The following is a 20,492-nucleotide window of genomic DNA, read 5'->3' on the forward strand; positions in this document are numbered from 1 at the left end:
ATGACATGCGGTGTCCGTGATGCGGACAGCCGGGAGGCACCGGACCGGGGGACGGCACGCGTCCGCCGGGTGCCGTTCACCCGTATGTGGTGGGGCCGTTGACCTCCGCTGGGAAGTTCACCGGACATGGAGATCCCTCACTTCGGCATCCCGCCCGAGCTCGCCCGCCGGATGAGCATGGCCGAGCAGCACGAGTACCTGCGGACACGACTGTCCCGGCGGCGCACCCTGGTGACCGCGGGCGCGGTGGCGAGCGGACTGCTGACCGGCTGCTCGGGTGCCGGCTCGCGTCCCGGGCAGGGCGGCGCCACGGCGGCCGGGGGCCCGTCACCCGCCACCTCGCAGGCGCCCGGTTCCCTGATCACGCCCTTCGGCCGCCATCTCGCCTTCGGCGCCGACCCCAAGACCCAGATGCGGATCTCCTGGCAGGTGCCGCTCGCCGTGAAGAAGCCGTACGTCCGGGTGGGCCCGCGCCCCGACGACCTCGGCCGCAAGGTCGAGGCGGAGCTGCGTGACCTGCACACCCCGGAGCTGCAGGGCATCCGGGCGGCGGTCGACCAGTACTACCCGCACGCCGCCCTGGACGGTCTGCGCCCGGACACGACGTACTACTACGGCGTCGGCCACGAGGGTTTCGACCCGGCCTCCCCGCAACACCGGCCGACCGTCGCGTCCTTCCGCACGGCACCCGCGCGCCCGCCGGAGCGGTTCGTGTTCACCGCCTTCGGCGACCAGGGCGTCGGCGCGGAGGCGGCCCTCAACGACCGGACGCTGCTGCGCCAGAAGCCCGCCTTCCATCTGCACGCCGGCGACATCTGCTACGCCGACCCGACCGGCAAGGGCAAGGAGTCGGACGTCTTCGACGCCGGACAGTGGGACCGGTTCCTGAAGCAGACCGAGCCGGTGGCCAGGTCGGTGCCGTGGATGGTGACGACCGGCAACCACGACATGGAGGCCTGGTACTCACCGGACGGCTACAGCGGCCAGCTCGCCCGGTTCTCCCTGCCGGACAGCGGTTTCGACGCGCGCACGGCACCGGGTGTGTACGCCTTCACGTACGGCAACGTCGGCGTGGTCGCGCTGGACGCGAACGACGTGTCGTACGAGATCCCCGCCAACTTCGGCTACACGGAGGGGAGGCAGACCGGGTGGCTGGAGAAGAAGCTCGGTGAACTGAGGTCCTCCGCGGACGTCGACTTCATCGTCGTGTTCTTCCACCACTGCGCGTACTCGACGTCCACCCACGCCTCCGACGGCGGGGTGCGCGCCGAGTGGCTGCCGTTGTTCGCCCGGCACCAGGTGGATCTGGTGATCAACGGGCACAACCACGTCTACGAGCGGACCGACGCCATCCGGGACGGCGAGGTGGGCAGGCCGGTGCCGGTCGGCGGGACGACGGATCCGCGGCGGGACGGGATCGTGTACGTCACCGCGGGCGGCGGCGGCAAGGAGCTGTACGGCTTCCCCGGCGGAGTGAAGGAGAGCTACGAGGGGAACACCGCGGACCACGAGCCGGTCGCCACGTTCCGGTGGACCAAGTCCCGGGGCACCAGGGCGGAGTCGGTGCAGTGGTCGCGCGTGCGCTACCGCGGCTTCTCGTTCCTGTCGGTGGAGGCGGAGAGCGGCGCCAGGCCGAAGCTCAAGGTGTCGGCGCTGGCGTCGAGCGGTGAGCGGATCGACCACTTCGAGGTGCGGCGCGGGGCGTGAGGCCCCGCACCGCGCCTCGTCGGGCGGCTCCCGTTCCCGCGGCGGCTCAGTGGCCGCTGGATCCGCCGTTGTCCCTGCGGTCGAGGGCGCGCTGGAGCGCCGCGGCGGCGTTCTTGCGGTCCGACTCGGTCGTACGGGAGATGTGACGGACTCGGCGGACGGTCGTCTCGGCCATGGGAAATCGACTCCTTCGACAGCACGGAGTGCACAGAGAGGGTTGCGAGACGCCGGAAGGGGCGGGGAGCGGTGCCGCAGGGGTTGCCTGCACGGGGCCCGGCTCACGACCGCCATTCGCTTGGTCGAGCGAGACGTTCGGCTCCTACAAAGCTAAGGGAGCGCGGAGCGTCTGTCTCCACAATTACTCGGACTTCCTACTATCTGAGACGGCGAACCGGGGCAGACCGTGCTGAGCTGCGATGATCTCTAGAGCACGTCGCCGTCCCGCCAGTCGAAGAGGAGCGGGTGGGCGGGGTCGAGGGAGCCGGCGGGGGTGGTCCGCACATGGGTGCTCCCCTCCTCGTCCGGCATCCGGACGACTCCGTCCCGAGGGCTCAGGACGTACACCTCCCCCGTCCACGGCTGCCAGCCGCGAGAGGTGTAGAGCCGGGCCCCGTCGTCGCTGGCGGAGAGGGCGCCGAGGTCGTAGGCGCGGTCGACGACACGCTCCAGTTCCGCCATGACCCGGCCGCCGAGGCCGGTGCGGCGGGCGTCGGCGCGGACGGCGACGTTCTCGACGTAGCCGGTGCGCAGCCACCGGTCGCGGTGCCGCACCCGGCGCATCACGACCGCTCCGTGCGCGGCGAGCCCCGAGCCGTCGTGCACGAGGACGTGTACGCCGCCCAGGCCGTGGTCCCAGTCCTCGTCGCCGAAGTCGCCGTCGAACGCGGCGTCCAGGAGGCCGCGTACGGCGTCGAGTTCGGCGGGCGTGAGGTCGGCGGTGTGGGCGGTGCGCGCTCGGGTGGTCATCGGGCCAGTCTTCCGCGCGGACACGCCGACGGGCCAGGTCGTTTTTCGCGACCTGGCCCGTCGGTGAGGCCGGGTGTCAGCCCATGTGCGGGTAGGTGTAGTCGGTCGGCGGGACCAGCGTCTCCTTGATGGCGCGGGTCAGGGTCCAGCGCATCAGGTTCTGCGGGGCGCCGGCCTTGTCGTTGGTGCCGGAGGCACGGCCGCCGCCGAAGGGCTGCTGGCCGACGACGGCACCGGTCGACTTGTCGTTGATGTAGAAGTTGCCGGCGGCGTAGCGCAGCCTGTGAGCCGTGTGGGCCGCCGCGGCGCGGTCGCCCGCGATGACCGAGCCGGTCAGGGCGTAGTCGGAGACGGCCTCCATCTGGGTCAGCATCTCGTCGTACCTGTCGTCCTCGTAGACGTGCACGGCGAGGATCGGGCCGAAGTACTCGGTGCGGAAGACCTCGTTCTCCGGGTCGGTGCACTCGATGACCGTCGGACGGACGAACCAGCCCTCGGAGTCGTCGTAGGTGCCGCCCGCGACGATCGTGCAGGAGGTGTCGTCCTCGGCGCGGTCGATGGCGGCCTTGTTCTTGGCGAAGGCCCGCTCGTCGATGACGGCGCCGATGAAGTTCGACAGGTCGGTGACGTCACCCATCTTGATGCCGTCGACCTCGGCGGCGAACTCCTCCTTGAAACCGGAGTTCCAGATAGAGGCGGGGATGTACGCCCGGGACGTGGCGCTGCACTTCTGGCCCTGGTACTCGAAGGCACCGCGGGTCAGGGCGGTCTTGAGGATCGCCGGGTCGGCCGAGGGGTGGGCGACGAGGAAGTCCTTGCCGCCGGTCTCGCCGACGAGGCGCGGGTAGGTGCGGTACTTCTCGATGTTCGCGCCGACCGTCTTCCACAGGTACTGGAAGGTGGGGGTCGAGCCGGTGAAGTGGATGCCGGCGAGGTCGCGGTGCTCCAAGGCGACCTTGGAGACCTCGATGCCGTCACCGGTGACGAGGTTGATGACGCCCTTGGGCAGACCGGCCTCCTCCAGCAGCTGCATGAGCAGCACGGCGGCGTGCGTCTGCGTCGGGGACGGCTTCCAGACGACGACGTTGCCCATCAGGGCCGGGGCCGTCGGCAGGTTGCCCGCGATCGCGGTGAAGTTGAAGGGCGTGATCGCGTAGACGAAGCCCTCCAGCGGGCGGTGGTCCAGACGGTTCCACACGCCCGGGGCGTTGGCCGGGGGCTGCTCGGCCAGCAGGGCGCGGGCGTAGGAGACGTTGAACCGCCAGAAGTCGATCAGCTCGCAGGGCGTGTCGATCTCGGCCTGCTGGGCGGTCTTGGACTGGCCGAGCATGGTCGAGGCGGCGAGCGTCTCGCGCCAGGGGCCGGCCAGCAGCTCGGCGGCGCGCAGGATGATCGCCGCGCGGTCGTCGAAGGACATGGCGCGCCAGGCGGGCGCGGCGGCCAGGGCCGCGTCGATCGCGTCCTGGGCGTCCGCCTGCGTGGCGTTGCGGTAGGTGCCGAGCACGGCCTGGTGGTGGTGCGGCTGGACGACCTGGAAGGCTTCGCCGCCGCCCATCCGCTTCTCACCGCCGATGGTGCAGGGCAGGTCGATCGGGTTGTCGGCCAGCTCCTTCAGCCGGGCCTCCAGCCGCGCCCGTTCCGGCGAGCCGGGGGCGTAGCCGCGCACCGGCTCGTTGACGGGGGTGGGGACCTGGGTCACAGCGTCCATGTTTTCCGTAACTCCTTACTGAGCGGTGATTCGGTCTCAGCCCTTGGTGAGCATGCTTCGGGCGAAGAAGCGCAGGTTCGCCGGCTTCTCCGCGAGTCGGCGCATGCTGTGCCTTCCCGGGGGGCGACCCCCGGACCCCTGGGAGGGGCCGCGGCACAGGCTCGTTCCATCAGCCACGTGTGATCACACTCCTGGCGAAGAAGCGCAGGTTCGCCGGCTTCTCCGCGAGTCGGCGCATGAAGTAGCCGTACCAGTCGGTGCCGTAGGCGGTGTACACCCGCATCCGGTGGCCCTCGGCGGCCAGCCGGAGGTGCTCTTCGCCGCGGATGCCGTAGAGCATCTGGAACTCGTACTCGTCGGGCTTGCGCCCGGCCCGGTGGGCGAGCTCCTGGCCGATCGCGATCAGGCGCGGGTCGTGGGACCCGATCATCGGGTACCCCTCCCCTTCCATCAACGTCCGCAGGATCCGCACGTATGCCCGGTCGATCTCCTGCCTGTCCTGGTACGCGACCGAGGCCGGTTCCTTGTAGGCGCCCTTGACCAGACGGACCCGGCTGCCGCTCGCGGCGAGGCGGCGGGCGTCGTCCTCGGTGCGGAAGAGGTAGGCCTGGACGACGCAGCCGGTCTGCGGGAAGTCCTTCCGCAGTTCCTCGTGGATGGCGAACATCGAGTCCAGCGTGGTGTGGTGCTCGGCGTCGAGCGTGACCGTGGTGCCGATCTCGGCGGCGGCCTCGACGACCGGGCGGACGTTCTTGAGGGCCAGCTCATGGCCGTCCTGAAGCGCCTGACCGAACATCGACAGCTTCACCGACATCTCGGCGCGGGTGCCGAGCTCCAGCGGTTTGAGGCGGTCGACGAGCTCCAGGTAGGCGTCCCGGGCGGCGGCGGCCTGCGCGGGGTTGGTGATGTCCTCGCCGACGACGTCCATCGTCAGCTCCAGGCCCTGCCCGGTCAGCTTCCGGATGACGGGCACGATGTCGTCGACGTCCTCGCCCGGGATGAAGCGGTCGACGACCTGCTTGGTCACCGGGGCCGCCGAGATCAGGCGTCGCAGCCGGTCGCTGCGCGACGCGGCGAGAATCACGGGACCCAGCACGGGGCACCTCCAGAGCACAAGCAACGTGAGGGCCGGACCTCTCGCGGACGACGCGTCGGGTACGGCACGGAGAACCACCGTGAAACCTAAGGATCCCTTCGATCGTCTGCCATCGACAGCTGTCACGCATCCGTGCCGCAGATCTCAGACAGATGTATGAAGGGGTTCGGGAAGTGCGGGACAATGTCCGGGTGACGTCGGAACACAGGGGCGACTACGAGGAGCTGGTCGACGAGATCTCGGAGCTGCTCGGCGCGCCCGCGACCCTGGAGAACCGGGACTTCGAGCTGATCGCCTTCGGGGCGTACGACAGTGAGGGCGACCTCGATCCGTCGGCCCTGGACCCCGTGCGCACCCGCTCGATCCTCACCCGCCGCTCGACGGCGGCGGTCCGCGCCTGGTTCGAGGGTTTCGGCATCACGCGGGCGACGGGTCCCGTCCGTATTCCCCCGACCCCGAAGGCCGGTGTCTACCGGGGCCGGATCTGCCTCCCCGTCCGCCACCGGGGCGTGGTCCACGGCTATGTCTGGCTCCTGGACGACGATCCCGGCCCGAGCGAGCGCCGGCTCTCCGACGCCATGCGGGTCACGGCCCGCATCGGTGCCCTGCTCGCGGACGAGGCGCAGCACGGCGCCGACCTCAGCCGCGAGCTCCGGGCCGTGCTCACCGCCGAGCGCGGCTGGCAGAGCGACATGGCCGTCGCCGAGCTCCGCACGGCCCTCGGTCCCCGAGCCGACGGCCCGCACACCCTGGTGTGCGTCGCCCCCTGGCCCTCGGCCGATCCGGACGACGCCCCGTCGGTCCGCGCGGTGCCGGGCGCGACGGCCCTGTGCACCCTGCCGTGGGGGACGACGGCCCAGTGCGTGGCCGTGCTCCTGCGCCTGCGCTCCCCCGAGGTCCTGACTCCGGCCACCACGGCGGCGGGGCGGCTGCTGGAGCGGGTGCGCGGGGCGGGCGGCCCGGCGAGCGCGGCCGGGCAGGGGCCGGGTTCGGCTGGTCCGGGCGGAGCCGTCGCAGGCGGTTCGGACGGCGCGGCGAACGGGGTGGGCGGGCCGGCCGGGATGTCACGTTCCGCCAGGTCCCGCCCCACGGCGTCGGCCGACGGAGCGACCGGTGCCACCCCGTCCGGCCGCCGCGGTGGCGCGTCACCCGACACAGGCGGCCCCGCCGCCGGTGTCGCCGCCGGTGTCGCCACCCCCCGTTCCGGCCTCGCCGACCTGGCGGCCGCCTGGTGGGAGGCGTCGGCGGCCGCCCGGGCGGCGCTGGCCGAGGCGCGGCTGGGGCCCGTCGCGCAGTGGGCGTCGATCGGGCCGTTCCGGCTGCTGACCGCCGTGCCCCCGGAGATCGCCCGCGACCCCGTCGCCCGGACCCTGCTCGCTCCGGTCCACCACGAACTCGCCCGGACGGCCGAGGTCTACCTCGACTGCGCAGGCCAGGCCGCCCGGGCCGCCGCCGAGCTGGGCGTCCACCGCCAGACCCTGTACTACCGCCTGTCCCGGATCGAGAAGCTCACCGGACTCGACCTGGACGACGGCGAGGACCGCCTGCTGCTGCACATGACCCTGAAGGCACACCGGCTGTGAGGACCGCCTCATCCCTGCCTCTGCTGCTGGACCTGGACACCACCCTGGCCGGTGGCCGGGACGCCACGTTCCGCGCGGCGGTGGCGGACTTCCTGGCGTTCGCACCCTGCCCGCGCACGACGCCGAGTGGGTGATGACCGTCGAGGCCGCCGGCCGCACGCCCCGCGCCGAGGCGGCCCGGACCGCGGTCGGCGCCACCCGGGCCGCCCCCGACACCGCGTCCGCCATCGACCCACCCGTCGACGCCCCCGGGTGAGCGGGACGCGTCACCTCCCCTCGGCGGCCTCGATCACCCGGCGGAGCCCGGCGGCGCGTTGCTCCGCCTCCGGCGCGCTCTTCGGGTCGAAGGTCCACTGCGCCATGAGCCCCATCATCAGGGTCAGGTAGAAGTACCCGAGGGTGTCCACCTGCTCGTCCGTCACCTCGTCCTCGTGCCCGCCGCGGCCCGCGAGACCCTGGGCGGCGCCCTGGCCGTGGCCGACCGGCTTCCGGGGCGCGCGGGGGACGCCCTGGCGACGGCGGCACGCGAGGCCTTCACCAGCGGCATGCACACGGCGGCGGTCACGGGCGTGGTCCTGCCGGCCGGGGCGGCGGCAGCGGCGGCGGTGACCCTGCGGCGGGTCCCCGCCCGGGTGCCGGTGCGGGAAAACGCCGAACGGGCCGACACTGTCAGCCCGCCCGGGGTGTGAGGATCAGCCCGCTCGCAGTGAACGGGGGCCCGGGGGCGAAGCCCCCGGGAAGGTCAGGCCAGGTTCACGGAACGCGCGGACGTGGCACCGATCTCCGCCGCGACCTCGGCCAGCACGCCCGCGGTCACCGTGTCGTCCACGGTCAGCACCGCCAGCGCCTCGCCACCGGCCGCCGCCCGCGACACCTGCATGCCGGCGATGTTGAGACCCGCCTCGCCGAGGATGCGGCCCACCGTGCCGACGACGCCCGGCCGGTCCTCGTACTTCAGCACGATCATGTGGTCGGCGAGCGCGAGGTCGACGTCGAACTCCCCGACGGCGACGAGCTTCTGCAGGTGCTTGGGGCCGGCCAGCGTGCCGGACACCGACACCTCCTCGCCGTCGGCGAGAGTGCCGCGCACCGTGACGACGTTGCGGTGGTCGGTCGCCTCGGAGCTGGTGGTGAGGCGCACCTCGACACCCCGCTCCTGGGCGAACAGCGGGGCGTTGACGTACGACACCGTCTCGTCGACGACGTCCTCGAAGACACCCTTGAGCGCGGACAGCTCCAGCACCTTCACGTCGTGCTGGGTGATCTCGCCGTAGACCTCGACGTCGAGGCGGACCGCGACCTCACCGGCGAGCGCGGTGAAGATCCGGCCCAGGCGCTCGGCGAGCGGCAGGCCCGGCTTGACGTCCTCGGCGATGACACCGCCCTGCACGTTCACCGCGTCCGGCACGAGCTCACCGGCGAGGGCGAGGCGCACCGAGCGGGCGACGGCGATACCGGCCTTCTCCTGCGCCTCGTCGGTGGAGGCACCGAGGTGCGGGGTGCAGACGACCTGGTCGAACTCGAACAGCGGGGAGTCCGTGCAGGGCTCCTTCGCGTAGACGTCGAGACCGGCACCGGCGACCCGGCCCTCCTTGAGGGCGGAGTACAGCGCCTCCTCGTCGACGATCCCGCCGCGCGCGGCGTTGACGATGCGCACGCTCGGCTTGACCTTGCGCAGCGCCTCGTCGCCGATCAGGCCGAGGGTCTCGGGCGTCTTGGGGAGGTGGACGGTGATGAAGTCGGAGACCTCGAGCAGTTCGTCCAGCGACAGCACCTTGACGCCCATCTGCGCGGCGCGGGCGGGCTGCACGTAGGGGTCGTAGGCGACGACCTTCATACCGAAGGCCGACATGCGCTGTGCGACGAGCGCGCCGATGCGGCCGAGGCCGACGACACCGAGGGTCTTCTCGGCCAGCTCGACGCCCGTGTACTTGCTCCGCTTCCACTCGCCGTTCTTCAGCGCGGCGTTCGCCTGCGGGATGTTGCGGGCGGTGGCGACGAGCAGACCACAGGCCAGTTCGGCGGCGGTCACGATGTTCGAGGTGGGGGCGTTGACGACCATCACGCCGGCCTTGGTGGCGGCGGAGACGTCCACGTTGTCCAGGCCGACGCCGGCTCGTGCGACGACCTTCAGCTTGTTCGCGGCGGCGATCGCCTCGGCGTCGACCTTGGTGGCCGAACGGACCAGGATCGCGTCCACGTCGGCGATGGCCGGGAGCAGCTCGGCCCGGTCCGCGCCGTTGCAGTGGCGGATCTCGAAGTCCGGGCCCAGGGCGTCGACGGTGGCGGGCGACAGCTCTTCAGCGATGAGTACGACGGGTTTCGAGCTCACGTGAGTCCTCACAAATCCAGTGCTGCGGACGGCCGTCCCGACGGCCGCAGGCGGTGGAGGGTTGCTTGCCGCGTGGAAGACGCACGACGCTGTGGGCCTGACGCGTATGTGTGCAGCAGTCTAGTGGCGCCGGGGGCATCGTCCTGTGCCGCTGCGGAAGGATCACCCGTCCGTGGCCGGACGAGATGGACAACGCCGTACCACCGACGTTACCCGGGGTTCGCCGAAGGGGCCGGAGCGGGATGCTCCGGCCCCTCGGGTCCTGCCGTCACCTTCCCGCCTGCCCGGCGGGCGGACGACGGGAAGGTGACGGCAGGACCCGGGCAGGCGGCTTACGCCTCCTCGTCGACCCAGCTCATGAGCTTGCGCAGCTCCTTGCCCGTGGTCTCCAGCAGGTGCTCGGAGTCCTGCTGCTTGTACTCGTTGTACTTCTTCAGACCGCCGTGGTACTCGTCCATCCAGGCCTGCGCGAAGGTGCCGTCCTGGATCTCGGCGAGGACCTTCTTCATCTCGGCCTTGGTGGCGTCCGTGATGATCCGCGGGCCGGTGACGTAGTCGCCCCACTCGGCGGTCTCGGAGATCGACCAGCGCATCTTCTCCAGGCCGCCCTCGTACATGAGGTCCACGATCAGCTTCAGCTCGTGCAGGCACTCGAAGTAGGCGATCTCCGGCTGGTAGCCAGCTTCGGTCAGCGTCTCGAAGCCCGCCTTGACCAGCGCCGCGGTGCCACCGCAGAGGACGGCCTGCTCACCGAACAGGTCGGTCTCGGTCTCCTCGGTGAAGGTCGTCTTGATGACGCCGGCGCGGGTGCCGCCGATGCCCTTCGCGTACGACAGGGCCAGCGCGAAGGCGTTGCCCGTGGCGTCCTGCTCGACGGCGGCGATGCAGGGAACGCCGCGGCCCTCCTCGTACTGGCGGCGGACCAGGTGGCCCGGGCCCTTGGGGGCGACCATGCAGACGTCGACGCCGGCCGGGGGCTTGATGAACCCGTAGCGGATGTTCAGGCCGTGGCCGAAGAACAGCGCGTCGCCGTCGTTCAGGTTCGGGGCGATGTGCTCCTCGTAGACCTGCGCCTGGATGGGGTCCGGGACGAGGATCATGATGACGTCGGCCTCGGTGGCGGCCTCGGACGGGCTCACCACGCGCAGGCCCTGCTCCTCGGCCTTCGCCTTGGACTTGGAGCCCTCGTGCAGACCGACGCGGACGTCGACACCCGAGTCACGGAGCGACAGCGCGTGGGCGTGGCCCTGGCTGCCGTACCCGATGACCGCGACCTTGCGGCCCTGGATGATGGACAGGTCGGCGTCGGCGTCGTAGAACAGCTCGGCCACTTTGGGTTCTCTCCTCGGGAGTGCAGGTGTTGCGTCCCACCGTATGACGGGGGGCGGAAGGGAAGCTTGAGGGTCTCGGAATACGGGCGGCCGGCGGCGCGCCGACCGCCCGCTTTCGGGTCTTACGCCGACCGGTCCAGGGCACGCAGCGACCGGTCCGTGATGGAACGGGCACCGCGGCCGATCGCGATGGTGCCGGACTGGACCAGCTCCTTGATGCCGTACGGCTCCAGCATCTTCAGCATCGCGGACAGCTTCTCGCCGGAGCCGGTGGCCTCGATGGTCACGGCCTCCGGGGAGACGTCGACGGTCTTGGCGCGGAACAACTGGACGATCTCGACGATCTGGGAGCGCGTCTCGTTGTCGGCGCGCACCTTCACCAGGACGAGTTCGCGCTGCACCGCCTGCGACGGCTCCAGCTCGACGATCTTCAGCACGTTGACGAGCTTGTTGAGCTGCTTGGTGACCTGCTCCAGCGGCAGGTCCTCCACGCCGACGACGATGGTGATGCGGGAGATGTCGGGGTGCTCGGTGACACCGACCGCGAGCGAGTCGATGTTGAAGCCGCGGCGGGAGAACAGGGCGGCGATCCGGGCGAGGATGCCGGGGGTGTTCTCCACCAGGACGGAGAGCGTGTGCTTGGACATGATCTGCTTCCTTTACGGCTCTCAGTCGTCTTCGTTGTCGCCGAAGTCGGGGCGGACGTCCCGGGCGGCCATGATCTCGTCGTTGGAGGTGCCGGCGGCGACCATCGGCCACACCATCGCGTCCTCGTGGACGATGAAGTCGACGACGACCGGGCGGTCGTTGACGGAGTTCGCCTCTTCGATGACCTTGTCGAGATCGTCCGGGGACTCGCAGCGGATCGCGTAGCAGCCCATGGCCTCCGACAGCTTCACGAAGTCGGGGACGCGGGTGCCTCGGGCCTCGGGGTTGACGTCGTCCGGGCCGGAGTGCAGCACGGTGTTGGAGTACCGCTGGTTGTAGAAGAGGGTCTGCCACTGGCGGACCATCCCGAGGGCGCCGTTGTTGATGACGGCGACCTTGATCGGGATGTTGTTCAGGGCGCAGGTGGCGAGCTCCTGATTGGTCATCTGGAAGCAGCCGTCGCCGTCGATGGCCCAGACCGCCCTGTCCGGCGCGCCGGCCTTGGCGCCCATGGCGGCCGGGACGGCGTAGCCCATGGTTCCGGCGCCGCCGGAGTTCAGCCAGGTGCCCGGCTTGTCGTACTCGATGTAGTGCGCGGCCCACATCTGGTGCTGGCCGACGCCCGCCGTGAAGATCGTGCCCTCGGGGGCGAGCTGTCCGATGCGCTCGATGACCTGCTGCGGGGAGAGCGAGCCGTCATCGGGCTGGTCGTACCCGAGCGGGTAGGTCTCGCGCCAGCGGTTCAGGTCCTTCCACCACATGCCGTAGTCGCCCCGGTGGCCCTCGCTGTGCTCCTTCTGCACGGCCTGGACCAGGTCGGCGATGACCTCGCGGGCGTCACCGACGATCGGCACGTCGGCGGCGCGGTTCTTGCCGATCTCGGCCGGGTCGATGTCGGCGTGGACGATCTTGGCGTGCGGGGCGAAGCTGTCCAGCTTGCCGGTGACGCGGTCGTCGAAGCGGGCGCCGAGGGCGACGATCAGGTCGGCCTTCTGCAGGGCGGTGACGGCGGCCACCGAGCCGTGCATACCGGGCATGCCCAGGTGCTGCGGGTGGGTGTCCGGGAACGCGCCGAGCGCCATCAGGGTCGTGGTGACGGGCGCGCCGGTGAGCTCGGCGAGGACCTTCAGCTCGGCGGTGGCCTGGGCCTTGAGCACCCCGCCGCCGACGTACAGCACGGGCCGGCGGGCCTGGGTGATCAGCTTGGCGGCCTCGCGGATCTGCTTGGCGTGCGGCTTGGTCACCGGGCGGTAGCCGGGCAGGTCCATGGCCGGCGGCCAGGAGAAGGTGGTCTTCGCCTGGAGGGCGTCCTTGGCGATGTCGACCAGGACCGGGCCGGGACGGCCGGTGGAGGCGATGTGGAAGGCCTGGGCGATGACCCGCGGGATGTCATCGGCCTTGGTGACGAGGAAGTTGTGCTTGGTGATCGGCATGGTGATGCCGACGATGTCCGCCTCCTGGAAGGCGTCCGTGCCGATCGCCTTGGAGGCCACCTGCCCGGTGATCGCGACCATCGGCACCGAGTCCATGTGCGCGTCGGCGATCGGCGTGACCAGGTTGGTCGCGCCGGGGCCCGAGGTCGCCATGCAGACGCCGACCTTGCCGGTGGCCAGCGCGTACCCCTCGGCCGCGTGACCGGCGCCCTGCTCGTGGCGCACCAGGACGTGGCGGACGCGGGTGGAGTCCATCAGCGGGTCGTACGCCGGGAGGATGCAACCACCGGGAATGCCGAATACCGTGTCGGCGCCGACCTCCTCGAGGGAGCGGATGAGGGACTGCGCGCCCGTCACCTGCTCGGCGGCGGAGTGTCCTCCGGATCGGGGCCGGGGCTGCGGGTGGTGGGCCCCGGTGGCCTGCTCGGTCATCGGCATTCTCTTCTCAGATGCTGAGGGTTTTTGCGAGGTTTGGACGGTCTTCGGCTGCCGCACGAGAGGCGCCTGTGCAACAAAAAACCCCTCGTGCCATGAGGCAAGCGAGGGGAGCGCGCCGGGTGGGGTCGCTGAGCGGTCGAGGCTCAGCGTCAGCCGACGCGCTTTCCAAGTACGAGAATTCGGGTGCGCATGGCACTGACCCTCCCCCCGGCACGCACTCACTGTCAAGTGGGTGGGACGGGAGTCTCATTATGTGAACGGAGGGCCGTGCCGCCTCCGATGACGGCGGACACACCTGAGCTGTACACCCGCGGTTTGCCCCCCGCGAACGCCGGTTCGACCGGTCCGGTGGGCACCGGATAGCGGCCGGAAGCGAGCGACCGGCGCAGCCGGTACTCGTCGAGCGGCCCGGAGAACGCCATGCCCTGCCCGTGGGTGCAGCCCATCGCGCGCAGGGCGATGACCTGCTCGGGCAGATCCACCCCCTCGGCCACGGACTTCAGCCCGAGATCGCCGGCGATGCGCAGCAGCCCGCTGGTGATCTTGTACAGCCGTGCGGACTCGACGACGCCGTCGACCAGGCCGCGGTCGAGCTTCAGGACGTCGACGGGGAGCCGCCTGAGGGCCGTGATCGCCGCGTAGCCGCTGCCGAACCCGTCGAGCGCGATCCGTACACCGACCCGCCGCAGGGCGCTCAGGCGCCGCTCCAGCTCGTCCAGCGAGACCCTGGGGTCGGCGTCCGACAGCTCGATGATCAGCGCCCCGGGCGGCAACCCGTGCCGCGTGAGCAGCGCCTCGATCGAGCCCGCAGGCATCGACCGGTCCAGCAGCCGGCGGGCACTCATCCGGACGACGACCGGCACGGACAGCCCGGTCGCGTGCCGCTCGGCGGCCTGCTCGACGGCCTCCTCGATCATCCAGCGGCCCAGCTCGGCGGTCTTGTCGCTGTCCTCGGCAACCCGCAGGAATTCCGCGGGGGTGAAGAGCACCCCCTGCGAGGAACGCCAGCGCGCCTGCGCGGACACCGACGTGATCCGGCCGTCTTCCAGGGACACCACCGGCTGGTGCAGCAGGGCGAACTCCCCGTCGTGCAGCGCGGCCCGCAGGCGGGTGGCCAGCTCGGCCTTGCGGACGACGTCCTGCTGCATCTGCGGCTTGTACAGCTCGACGCGGCCCTTGCCGCCGGCCTTGGCGCGGTACATGGCCAGGTCGGCGTTGCGCAGCAGTTCGCCCGCGCCGAGGCCGGCGTCCGCGAAGGCGACGCCGATGGAGGCGTTGACCCGGACATCGTTGCCGTCGATGAGGTAGGGCTGGGACAGCGTCGTCCTGAGGCGGTCGGCGAGCTCCAGGATGTGCCGCTCCCGGGCCTCCCGGTCGCGGGTGTTGTCTCCCGCGATGAGGGCCGCGAACTCGTCTCCGCCGAGCCGGGAGGCGGTGTCGCCGTGCCGGACGGATTCCTGGAGTCTGCGGGCTGCCTGGACGAGCAGTTCGTCCCCGGCCTGGTGCCCGATCGTGTCGTTGACGGCCTTGAAACCGTCGAGGTCGATGAAGAGCACGGCCGTGTTCCGCAGGGCCACGCCCCGGTCGGAGGCGCGGCGGCCCGAGAGGGCGTGCTGGACGCGCTTGGTGAACAGGGCGCGGTTGGGCAGGTCGGTGAGCGGGTCGTGTTCGGCGTTGTGCTGCAACTGGGCCTGGAGCCGCACCCTTTCGGTCACGTCCCGGCTGTTGAAGATGAGGCCGCCGTGATGGCGGTTGACGGTCGACTCGACGTTCAGCCAGCCTCCGTCGCCCGAGCGGAAGCGGCACTCGATGCGGGTGGTGGGTTCCTCGCCGGGGTGGGCCGCGAGGAATCTGCGCACCTCGTGCACGACGCACCCCAGGTCCTCGGGGTGGATCAGGCCGGCCAGTTCCGTACCCACCAGCTCCTCCGCCGAGCGGCCGTACACTCCGGCGGCGGCCGGGGAGACGTACCTGAGGACGCCGCTGGGAGCGGCGATCATGATGACGTCGCTGGAGCCCTGCACCAGGGAGCGGAAGTGGTTCTCCTTCTGCGCCAGTTCCTGGGTGAGGGTGATGTTGTCGAGCAGCATGATGCCCTGGCGCACGACGAGCGCGAGGACCACGGTGCCCCCGGTCAGCAGGACCACGCGGTCGACGCTGCGACCGTTGAGGACGTTGTAGAGGATGCCCAGGGTGCACACGGCGGCCGCGAGGTACGGCGTGAGGGCGGCGAGGGAGCCGGCGATGGGCCGGGAGGCCGGGTACCGGCTGTGCTCGGTGCCCGGCAGCGGCGCCTGGTGGGATCCGCCGCGCTGCCCGGGCACGTGCTCGTGCACCACGCGGGTGTGCCCCGTGCCGTGCCGGTCGGCGTCCCGGGTCCCGGCCCACGGGGCGTACGCCAGGAGCAGCGAGCCCGCGAACCAGCCCGCGTCGAGCAGCTGGCCGGAGCGGTAGTCGTAGCGCATGAGCGGCGAGGTGAACAGGGCGTCGCACATCACGGTCAGCGCGAGGGCACCGATGGCGGTGTTGACCGCGGAGCGGTTCACCGCGGACCGCCTGAAGTGCAGGGCGAGCACCATGCTGACCAGCGCGATGTCGAGCAGCGGATAGGCCAGCGACAGCGCGATGTGCGCCACCCCGGGACCTTCCGACCTCGCGGCCTGGGCGAGGGCGAGGCTCCACGCCAGTGTGAGCAGCGAGCCGCCGATCAGCCAGGCGTCCAGCCCGAGGCAGACCCAGCCGGCCTTGGTCACCGGCCGCTTGGCGAGCACGAGCAGCCCGACGATGGCGGGCGGCGCGAAGCAGAGGAAGAACAGGTCGGCGTAGCTGGGACTGGGCACGGGCAGTCCCAGGACCACCTCGTACCACCCCCAGACCAGGTTGCCCAGGGCGGCCATGGTCGAGGACAGGCCGAACAGCAGCCAGGCGGATCGAAAGCGGGTGCGGCGGCTGCGAGCGTAGAGGAAGCACGAGACGGCGGCGGTGCCGGCCGCTGCGCTCAGCCCGAAGTCCCCCATGAACAGGGCCACTTCGTTCGAGCCCCAGCCGAGCGCGGCACCGATGGCGTATACCGCGCAGACCAGGGCGAGGGCGAGTTGGAGGGCCGGGCCCGGCCGGCGGCCGGAGACCGGCGTGCGAGGCAGCAGCGCGCTCGGTGACGAAGGCTGTGCTCGCAGCGCTCCGTCCAGCGTGGGGGTGGGGGGCGCGCTCACCGGGTGCTCCCGGTCCGCACCGCTCCGGGGTCCCGGTGGACCGGCTGGTGCTGCCTTCTGCGGCTGCCGGGCCTGCGGGGGCCGTGACTCTGTTCGGTGTGGTGTGCGCTGCGGCGTTCGCTGTGGTGGGTGTGGTGGCCGCCGTGACCGGCGTGGTGACCGCGTCCGCCGGCGGTCGTCCGCCAGGGTCGCCGCCGGCCGCCCCGCCCCATCGGATCGCTCGTCCAAAGGCCGTGCATCGCCTGTCGCCCCCCTCACAGTCTGAAGTGTCCGTCCCCGGCGCCGAACGGTCCCCGGCGCTGCCCCTGTCGGGACGATACACCAGTCTCGTCACTCAGGGACATAGGTTCTCTACGCTCCGTAACGATCAACAGGTATATGAGTACCCACCGCGCCCGAAGGATTGCGGACGGTACTCGAAGGTCTCTCAGTCGGTTGATGCACCCGTCGTGAGAATCACGTTGCGGAGCGGCTCCCGGTTCATATATCGGCGCACCTGGTCCACCAGGAGCCGCTTGGCGCGCGGGAGGAACGCGGAGGTGGGTCCGCCGACATGTGGACTGATGAGTACCCCCGGCGCACGCCACAGGGGGTGTTCGCGCGCCAGCGGCTCCGGGTCCGTGACGTCGAGGGCTGCGGTGATGCGGCCGGTCTCCAGCTCGGCGAGCAGGGCCTTGGTGTCGACGACCGGGCCGCGGGCGACGTTGACGAGGAGCGCGCCGTCCTTCATCCGGGACAGGAAGTCGGCTCCGGCCAGGCCACGGGTGGTTTCCGTGAGCGGAGTGGAGAGGATGACGACATCCGCCTCCGGCAGCAGGGCGGGCAGTTCGGTGAGCGGATGCACGGGACCGCGCGCCGTGGTGCGCTCGGAGCGCGCGACGCGCGCCACCCGCGCCACCTCGAACGGAACGAGCCGGTCCTCGATGGCCTCGCCGATCGAGCCGTATCCCACGATGAGGACGTTCTTGTCGGCGAGCGCGGGCCGGAACCCGCCGAGCCACTCCCCCCGGTCCTGCGCGCGGACGAAATCGGGGATCCCGCGCAGCGAGGCGAGGATCAGCGCGAGGGTGAGCTCGCCGGTGCTGGCCTCGTGCACCCCACGCGCGTTGCACAGCCGCACGCCCGCGGGCAGGTGCCCGAGCCCCGGCTCCACGTGGTCGATGCCGGCGGAGAGGGTCTGCACGACCCGCAGGTTGCTCATCCGCCCCAGGGGACGCACGCAGAGCGGACTGGGCTTCATGTAGGGGACGACGTAGAAGACGCAGTCGGCCGGGTCCGCGGGGAAGTCCTCGGCGCCGTTCCAGAACCGGTAGTCCGGACCCTCGGGGAGTCCCTCGATCTCGTCCGGCGGGATGGGCAGCCACACGTCAGCAGTCATGCTCTGGAGGCTATGTCAGGAGCGTGCGACGGCAGAGGTTAGGTTGGGTGGCCGGAACAGGGAGGGTCACGACCAGGTGGAGCGCAGGACGATCGGCGCGGCGGCGCTCGCGGTGGGGGCCGTCGGACTCGGATGCATGCCGATGAGCTGGGCCTACAGCGCGTCGCGACGCCGCGGCGACGAGTCGCTCAGGGCGGTGCACCGGGCGCTCGACCTGGGCGCGTCCCTGCTGGACACGGCCGACATGTACGGCCCCTTCACCAACGAGCTGCTGGTGGGGCGGGCGCTGAAGGAGCGGCGGTCCGACGCGTTCGTGTCGACGAAGGTCGGGCTGCTCGTGGGCGACCAGCACATCGTCGCCAACGGCCGCCCCGGGTATGTGAAGCGGGCCTGTGACGCGTCGTTGCGGAGGCTCCAGACGGACGTCATAGACCTCTATCAGTTGCACCGGGCCGACCCCGAGGTGCCGGTCGAGGAGACCTGGGGCGCGATGGCGGAACTCGTCCGGGCCGGGAAGGTACGGGCGTTGGGCCTGTGCGCGGTGGGCGCGCGGGCCGGCCGCCGCGCCGGGACCCGGCTGCACGACGGGACGATCCGGCAGCTGGAGCGGGTGCAGCAGGTCTTTCCGGTGAGCGCGGTGGAGGCGGAGCTCTCGGTGTGGTCGCCGGAGGCGCTGGAGGCCCTGCTGCCGTGGTGCCGGACGCGGGGCGTCGGTTTCCTCGCCGCGATGCCGCTGGGCAACGGCTTCCTGACCGGCAGACTGCGGCCAGGCGCGGGCTTCGAGGCGGACGACCTGCGCGCCCGCCACCCCCGCTTCACGGCCGAGATGATGGCCGCGAACCAGCCGTTCGTCGCGGGCCTGCGCCGCGTGGCCCGCCGGCACGGCGCGGACGTCACGCCCGCCCAGGTCGCCCTCGCGTGGGTGCTGGCCCAGGGCCCGCACGTGGTCCCCGTCCCGGGCACCAAGCAGGAGCGCTGGGTCACGGAGAACGCGGCCGCGACGGCACTGCGCCTGACCCCCGACGATCTCCGGGAGATGGCCCGGCTGCCACCGGCCCAGGGGTCGTGGGACTGAGCCGGCCCCCGCCGGGCGCGTATCGGGCAAACCCCGTGTTCTCGTTTCGGCCTTGCGTGATCGGGAACTTCGGAGCCGTGAGCGGTGTATGACAGGGAGAAGACCTGCCCCGTCGAAGGGACCATGATCGTGCATCGTCGAGCCGTCCCGGCCGTGCTGGCCGCCGCCGCGCTCCTGCTGACGGCAGGTTGCTCCAACGACGGCGAAGGGCCGTCCGGTGCCGACGACGGCTCCTCCCCCGGCCGTACGGCGCCGGGGTCGTCCGCGCCACCGCGGCAGGTCGCCGAGGAGCCACCTCCCGCGAAGGGCTCGGTGAAGGTGGTGCGCACCGTCGCCGAGGGCCTGGAGTCCCCCTGGGGCCTCGCTCCGCTGCCGGACGGCGACCTGCTCGTGTCGTCCCGGGACGAGGGGACGATCGTCCGGGTCGACGAGAAGACCGGCGAGAAGACCGAACTGGGTGAGGTGCCGGGGGTTTCGGCAGCCGGCGAGGGCGGTCTCCTGGGGCTCGCCCTGTCCCCCCAATACGCCTCGGACCACATGGTCTACGCGTACTTCACCTCGGCCTCCGACAACCGCATCGTCCGCATGGTCTACGACGAGGAGAAGCCCCCCGGCGAGCAGCTCGGCGCGCCCGACACGGTCTTCCGGGGCATCCCCAAGGGCTTCGTCCACAACGGCGGGCGCATCGCGTTCGGCCCGGACAAGATGCTGTACGTGGGCACCGGCGAGAGCGGTGACACCGGTCTGTCCCAGGACAAGGACTCCGTGGGCGGCAAGATCCTGCGCCTGACCCCGGAGGGCGAGCCGGCGCCGGGCAACCCGTTCCCGGACTCGCCGGTGTACTCCTACGGCCACCGCAATGTGCAGGGCCTCGCCTGGGACGACGAGCAGCGGCTGTTCGCCTCGGAGTTCGGCCAGGACACGTGGGACGAGCTCAACGCGATCAAGCCGGGGGACAACTACGGCTGGCCGGAGGCCGAGGGCCGATCCGACGACAAGCGGTTCCACAACCCGGTCGACCAGTGGAGCACGGCCGAGGCCTCCCCCAGCGGCATCGCCTTCGCCGAGGGGTCGATCTGGATGGCGGGGCTGCGCGGCAAGCGGCTGTGGCGCATCCCGCTGAACGGCACCGAGACCTCGGCCGAGCCGCAGGCCTTCCTGGAGGGCGAGTACGGCCGACTGCGCACGGTGGTGCCGGCGGACGGCGACCGGCTGTGGCTGGTGACCAGCAACACGGACGGCCGGGGCGACCCGAAGGACGGGGACGACCGGATCCTCGAATTGAAGGTGGGCTAAGGGGTCCTTTCACTATGAGCGTCCGATCAGGGCACGTGGTCTGGTGCCGTGCATCGCAAGGCGCCGGGAAGCCCTCGTAGCGGAGCTACTAGGGCGTTTCGGCAACGCGGCGAGGTGCGGTGCCAGGCCGCGCGACCCGGACGGGCATAGTGAAAGGACCCCTAAGGCCCTTCTGATGGATCTCCGTGGGAGGAGGAGCGGCGTTCGGTGCGTGCTCTGGGGGTCCCCCCCTGCTCGAAGAGCTTGGGGGAGTGCCGCGGGGAAGCCCTCGTAGCGGAGCTACCTGGGC

The 20,492-nt window shown here is 71.3% G+C and carries 17 protein-coding genes and 1 pseudogene; 7 read left to right on the top strand and 11 right to left on the bottom strand.

Translation table 11 applies throughout. From position 1 onward, the window contains the following. Nucleotides 1-126 precede the first annotated feature (126 nt). Nucleotides 127-1,707, top strand: a complete 1,581-nt coding sequence (locus ABTX62_RS04625; protein WP_352114790.1) for a purple acid phosphatase family protein — start codon at nucleotides 127-129, stop codon at nucleotides 1,705-1,707. Between the two features lie 46 nt (nucleotides 1,708-1,753). Here the strand turns inward: ABTX62_RS04625 and ABTX62_RS04630 are convergent, their stop codons facing one another. The 4 genes from ABTX62_RS04630 to ABTX62_RS04645 form a co-directional block, all read right to left on the bottom strand. Continuing rightward, nucleotides 1,754-1,882 carry a hypothetical protein gene (locus ABTX62_RS04630; protein WP_283970182.1) on the bottom strand — a complete coding sequence of 43 codons (129 nt, stop codon included), beginning with the start codon at nucleotides 1,880-1,882 and terminating at the stop codon, nucleotides 1,754-1,756. A gap of 248 nt (nucleotides 1,883-2,130) precedes the next feature. Beyond that, the gene (locus ABTX62_RS04635; protein ID WP_352114791.1) at nucleotides 2,131-2,673 is read right to left on the bottom strand and encodes a GNAT family N-acetyltransferase; all 543 of its coding nucleotides are present in this window, start codon (nucleotides 2,671-2,673) and stop codon (nucleotides 2,131-2,133) included. A 76-nt stretch (nucleotides 2,674-2,749) separates the two neighbouring features. Then, the gene (gene pruA / locus ABTX62_RS04640) at nucleotides 2,750-4,381 is read right to left on the bottom strand and encodes an L-glutamate gamma-semialdehyde dehydrogenase (protein ID WP_352114792.1); all 1,632 of its coding nucleotides are present in this window, start codon (nucleotides 4,379-4,381) and stop codon (nucleotides 2,750-2,752) included. A 169-nt stretch (nucleotides 4,382-4,550) separates the two neighbouring features. After that, on the bottom strand, nucleotides 4,551-5,477 hold the full coding sequence (locus ABTX62_RS04645; protein WP_352114793.1) for a proline dehydrogenase family protein: 927 nt from the start codon (nucleotides 5,475-5,477) through the stop codon (nucleotides 4,551-4,553). A gap of 173 nt (nucleotides 5,478-5,650) precedes the next feature. Here ABTX62_RS04645 and ABTX62_RS04650 point away from each other — a divergent pair, with 173 nt between their 5' ends. The 3 genes from ABTX62_RS04650 to ABTX62_RS04660 are packed head-to-tail and all read left to right on the top strand — an operon-like array spanning nucleotide 5,651 to nucleotide 7,316. Continuing rightward, the gene (locus ABTX62_RS04650; RefSeq protein WP_502997901.1) at nucleotides 5,651-7,060 is read left to right on the top strand and encodes a PucR family transcriptional regulator; all 1,410 of its coding nucleotides are present in this window, start codon (nucleotides 5,651-5,653) and stop codon (nucleotides 7,058-7,060) included. Then, nucleotides 7,057-7,194: a hypothetical protein gene (locus ABTX62_RS04655; RefSeq protein WP_352114795.1), complete on the top strand. Its 138-nt coding sequence runs from the start codon at nucleotides 7,057-7,059 to the stop codon at nucleotides 7,192-7,194. The genes ABTX62_RS04650 and ABTX62_RS04655 overlap by 4 nt, the downstream gene beginning before the upstream one ends. Further along, nucleotides 7,194-7,316: a hypothetical protein gene (locus tag ABTX62_RS04660; RefSeq protein WP_352114796.1), complete on the top strand. Its 123-nt coding sequence runs from the start codon at nucleotides 7,194-7,196 to the stop codon at nucleotides 7,314-7,316. Before ABTX62_RS04655 ends, ABTX62_RS04660 begins: the two co-directional genes overlap by 1 nt. A 10-nt stretch (nucleotides 7,317-7,326) precedes the next feature. On the opposite strand, the gene ABTX62_RS04665 is transcribed toward ABTX62_RS04660, so the two are convergent. Then, entirely contained in the window at nucleotides 7,327-7,482 is a 156-nt protein-coding gene (locus ABTX62_RS04665; protein ID WP_502997902.1) for a hypothetical protein, read from the bottom strand. 12 nt (nucleotides 7,483-7,494) lie between these two features. Between ABTX62_RS04665 and ABTX62_RS04670 the strand changes: the two are divergent. Continuing rightward, nucleotides 7,495-7,749, top strand: a pseudogene (locus ABTX62_RS04670) (MFS transporter); the annotation flags it as partial. Nucleotides 7,750-7,802: 53 nt separating this feature from the next. Here ABTX62_RS04670 and serA read toward each other — a convergent pair. The 6 genes from serA to ABTX62_RS04700 form a co-directional block, all read right to left on the bottom strand. Then, complete coding sequence (serA, locus tag ABTX62_RS04675; RefSeq protein WP_352114797.1) at nucleotides 7,803-9,392, bottom strand: phosphoglycerate dehydrogenase; 1,590 nt, start codon at nucleotides 9,390-9,392, stop codon at nucleotides 7,803-7,805. Between the two features lie 332 nt (nucleotides 9,393-9,724). Beyond that, nucleotides 9,725-10,723 (bottom strand): ketol-acid reductoisomerase, encoded by a 999-nt coding sequence (ilvC, locus tag ABTX62_RS04680; protein ID WP_352114798.1) that lies wholly within the window; start codon nucleotides 10,721-10,723, stop codon nucleotides 9,725-9,727. A gap of 122 nt (nucleotides 10,724-10,845) precedes the next feature. Next, nucleotides 10,846-11,370: an acetolactate synthase small subunit gene (gene ilvN, locus ABTX62_RS04685; protein WP_010048631.1), complete on the bottom strand. Its 525-nt coding sequence runs from the start codon at nucleotides 11,368-11,370 to the stop codon at nucleotides 10,846-10,848. 21 nt (nucleotides 11,371-11,391) lie between these two features. Beyond that, the gene (locus ABTX62_RS04690) at nucleotides 11,392-13,236 is read right to left on the bottom strand and encodes an acetolactate synthase large subunit (protein WP_352114799.1); all 1,845 of its coding nucleotides are present in this window, start codon (nucleotides 13,234-13,236) and stop codon (nucleotides 11,392-11,394) included. Between the two features lie 230 nt (nucleotides 13,237-13,466). Beyond that, nucleotides 13,467-16,454 (bottom strand): putative bifunctional diguanylate cyclase/phosphodiesterase, encoded by a 2,988-nt coding sequence (locus ABTX62_RS04695; protein ID WP_352114800.1) that lies wholly within the window; start codon nucleotides 16,452-16,454, stop codon nucleotides 13,467-13,469. Between the two features lie 427 nt (nucleotides 16,455-16,881). Beyond that, nucleotides 16,882-17,832 carry a 2-hydroxyacid dehydrogenase gene (locus tag ABTX62_RS04700; RefSeq protein WP_352114801.1) on the bottom strand — a complete coding sequence of 317 codons (951 nt, stop codon included), beginning with the start codon at nucleotides 17,830-17,832 and terminating at the stop codon, nucleotides 16,882-16,884. A 76-nt stretch (nucleotides 17,833-17,908) separates the two neighbouring features. Between ABTX62_RS04700 and ABTX62_RS04705 the strand changes: the two genes are divergently transcribed. Both ABTX62_RS04705 and ABTX62_RS04710 read left to right on the top strand, forming a co-directional pair. Next, nucleotides 17,909-18,907: an aldo/keto reductase gene (locus tag ABTX62_RS04705; RefSeq protein WP_283970168.1), complete on the top strand. Its 999-nt coding sequence runs from the start codon at nucleotides 17,909-17,911 to the stop codon at nucleotides 18,905-18,907. A 123-nt stretch (nucleotides 18,908-19,030) separates the two neighbouring features. Beyond that, on the top strand, nucleotides 19,031-20,203 hold the full coding sequence (locus tag ABTX62_RS04710; protein WP_352114802.1) for a PQQ-dependent sugar dehydrogenase: 1,173 nt from the start codon (nucleotides 19,031-19,033) through the stop codon (nucleotides 20,201-20,203). Nucleotides 20,204-20,492 lie beyond the last annotated feature (289 nt).

This window comes from Streptomyces sp. NPDC096046 (genome assembly GCF_040303285.1).
Taxonomy (GTDB): domain Bacteria; phylum Actinomycetota; class Actinomycetes; order Streptomycetales; family Streptomycetaceae; genus Streptomyces.

Excerpts from the sequence above, each read along its gene's own strand:
- ABTX62_RS04625 (WP_352114790.1), top strand. The coding sequence starts at position 127 with ATGGAGATCCCTCACTTCGGCATCCCGCCCGAGCTCGCCCGCCGGATG.
- ABTX62_RS04630 (WP_283970182.1), bottom strand. The coding sequence starts at position 1,882 with ATGGCCGAGACGACCGTCCGCCGAGTCCGTCACATCTCCCGTACGACC.
- ABTX62_RS04635 (WP_352114791.1), bottom strand. The coding sequence starts at position 2,673 with ATGACCACCCGAGCGCGCACCGCCCACACCGCCGACCTCACGCCCGCC.
- pruA (WP_352114792.1), bottom strand. The coding sequence starts at position 4,381 with ATGGACGCTGTGACCCAGGTCCCCACCCCCGTCAACGAGCCGGTGCGC.
- ABTX62_RS04660 (WP_352114796.1), top strand. The coding sequence starts at position 7,194 with ATGACCGTCGAGGCCGCCGGCCGCACGCCCCGCGCCGAGGCGGCCCGG.
- ilvN (WP_010048631.1), bottom strand. The coding sequence starts at position 11,370 with ATGTCCAAGCACACGCTCTCCGTCCTGGTGGAGAACACCCCCGGCATC.
- ABTX62_RS04690 (WP_352114799.1), bottom strand. The coding sequence starts at position 13,236 with ATGACCGAGCAGGCCACCGGGGCCCACCACCCGCAGCCCCGGCCCCGA.
- ABTX62_RS04700 (WP_352114801.1), bottom strand. The coding sequence starts at position 17,832 with ATGACTGCTGACGTGTGGCTGCCCATCCCGCCGGACGAGATCGAGGGA.
- ABTX62_RS04710 (WP_352114802.1), top strand. The coding sequence starts at position 19,031 with ATGATCGTGCATCGTCGAGCCGTCCCGGCCGTGCTGGCCGCCGCCGCG.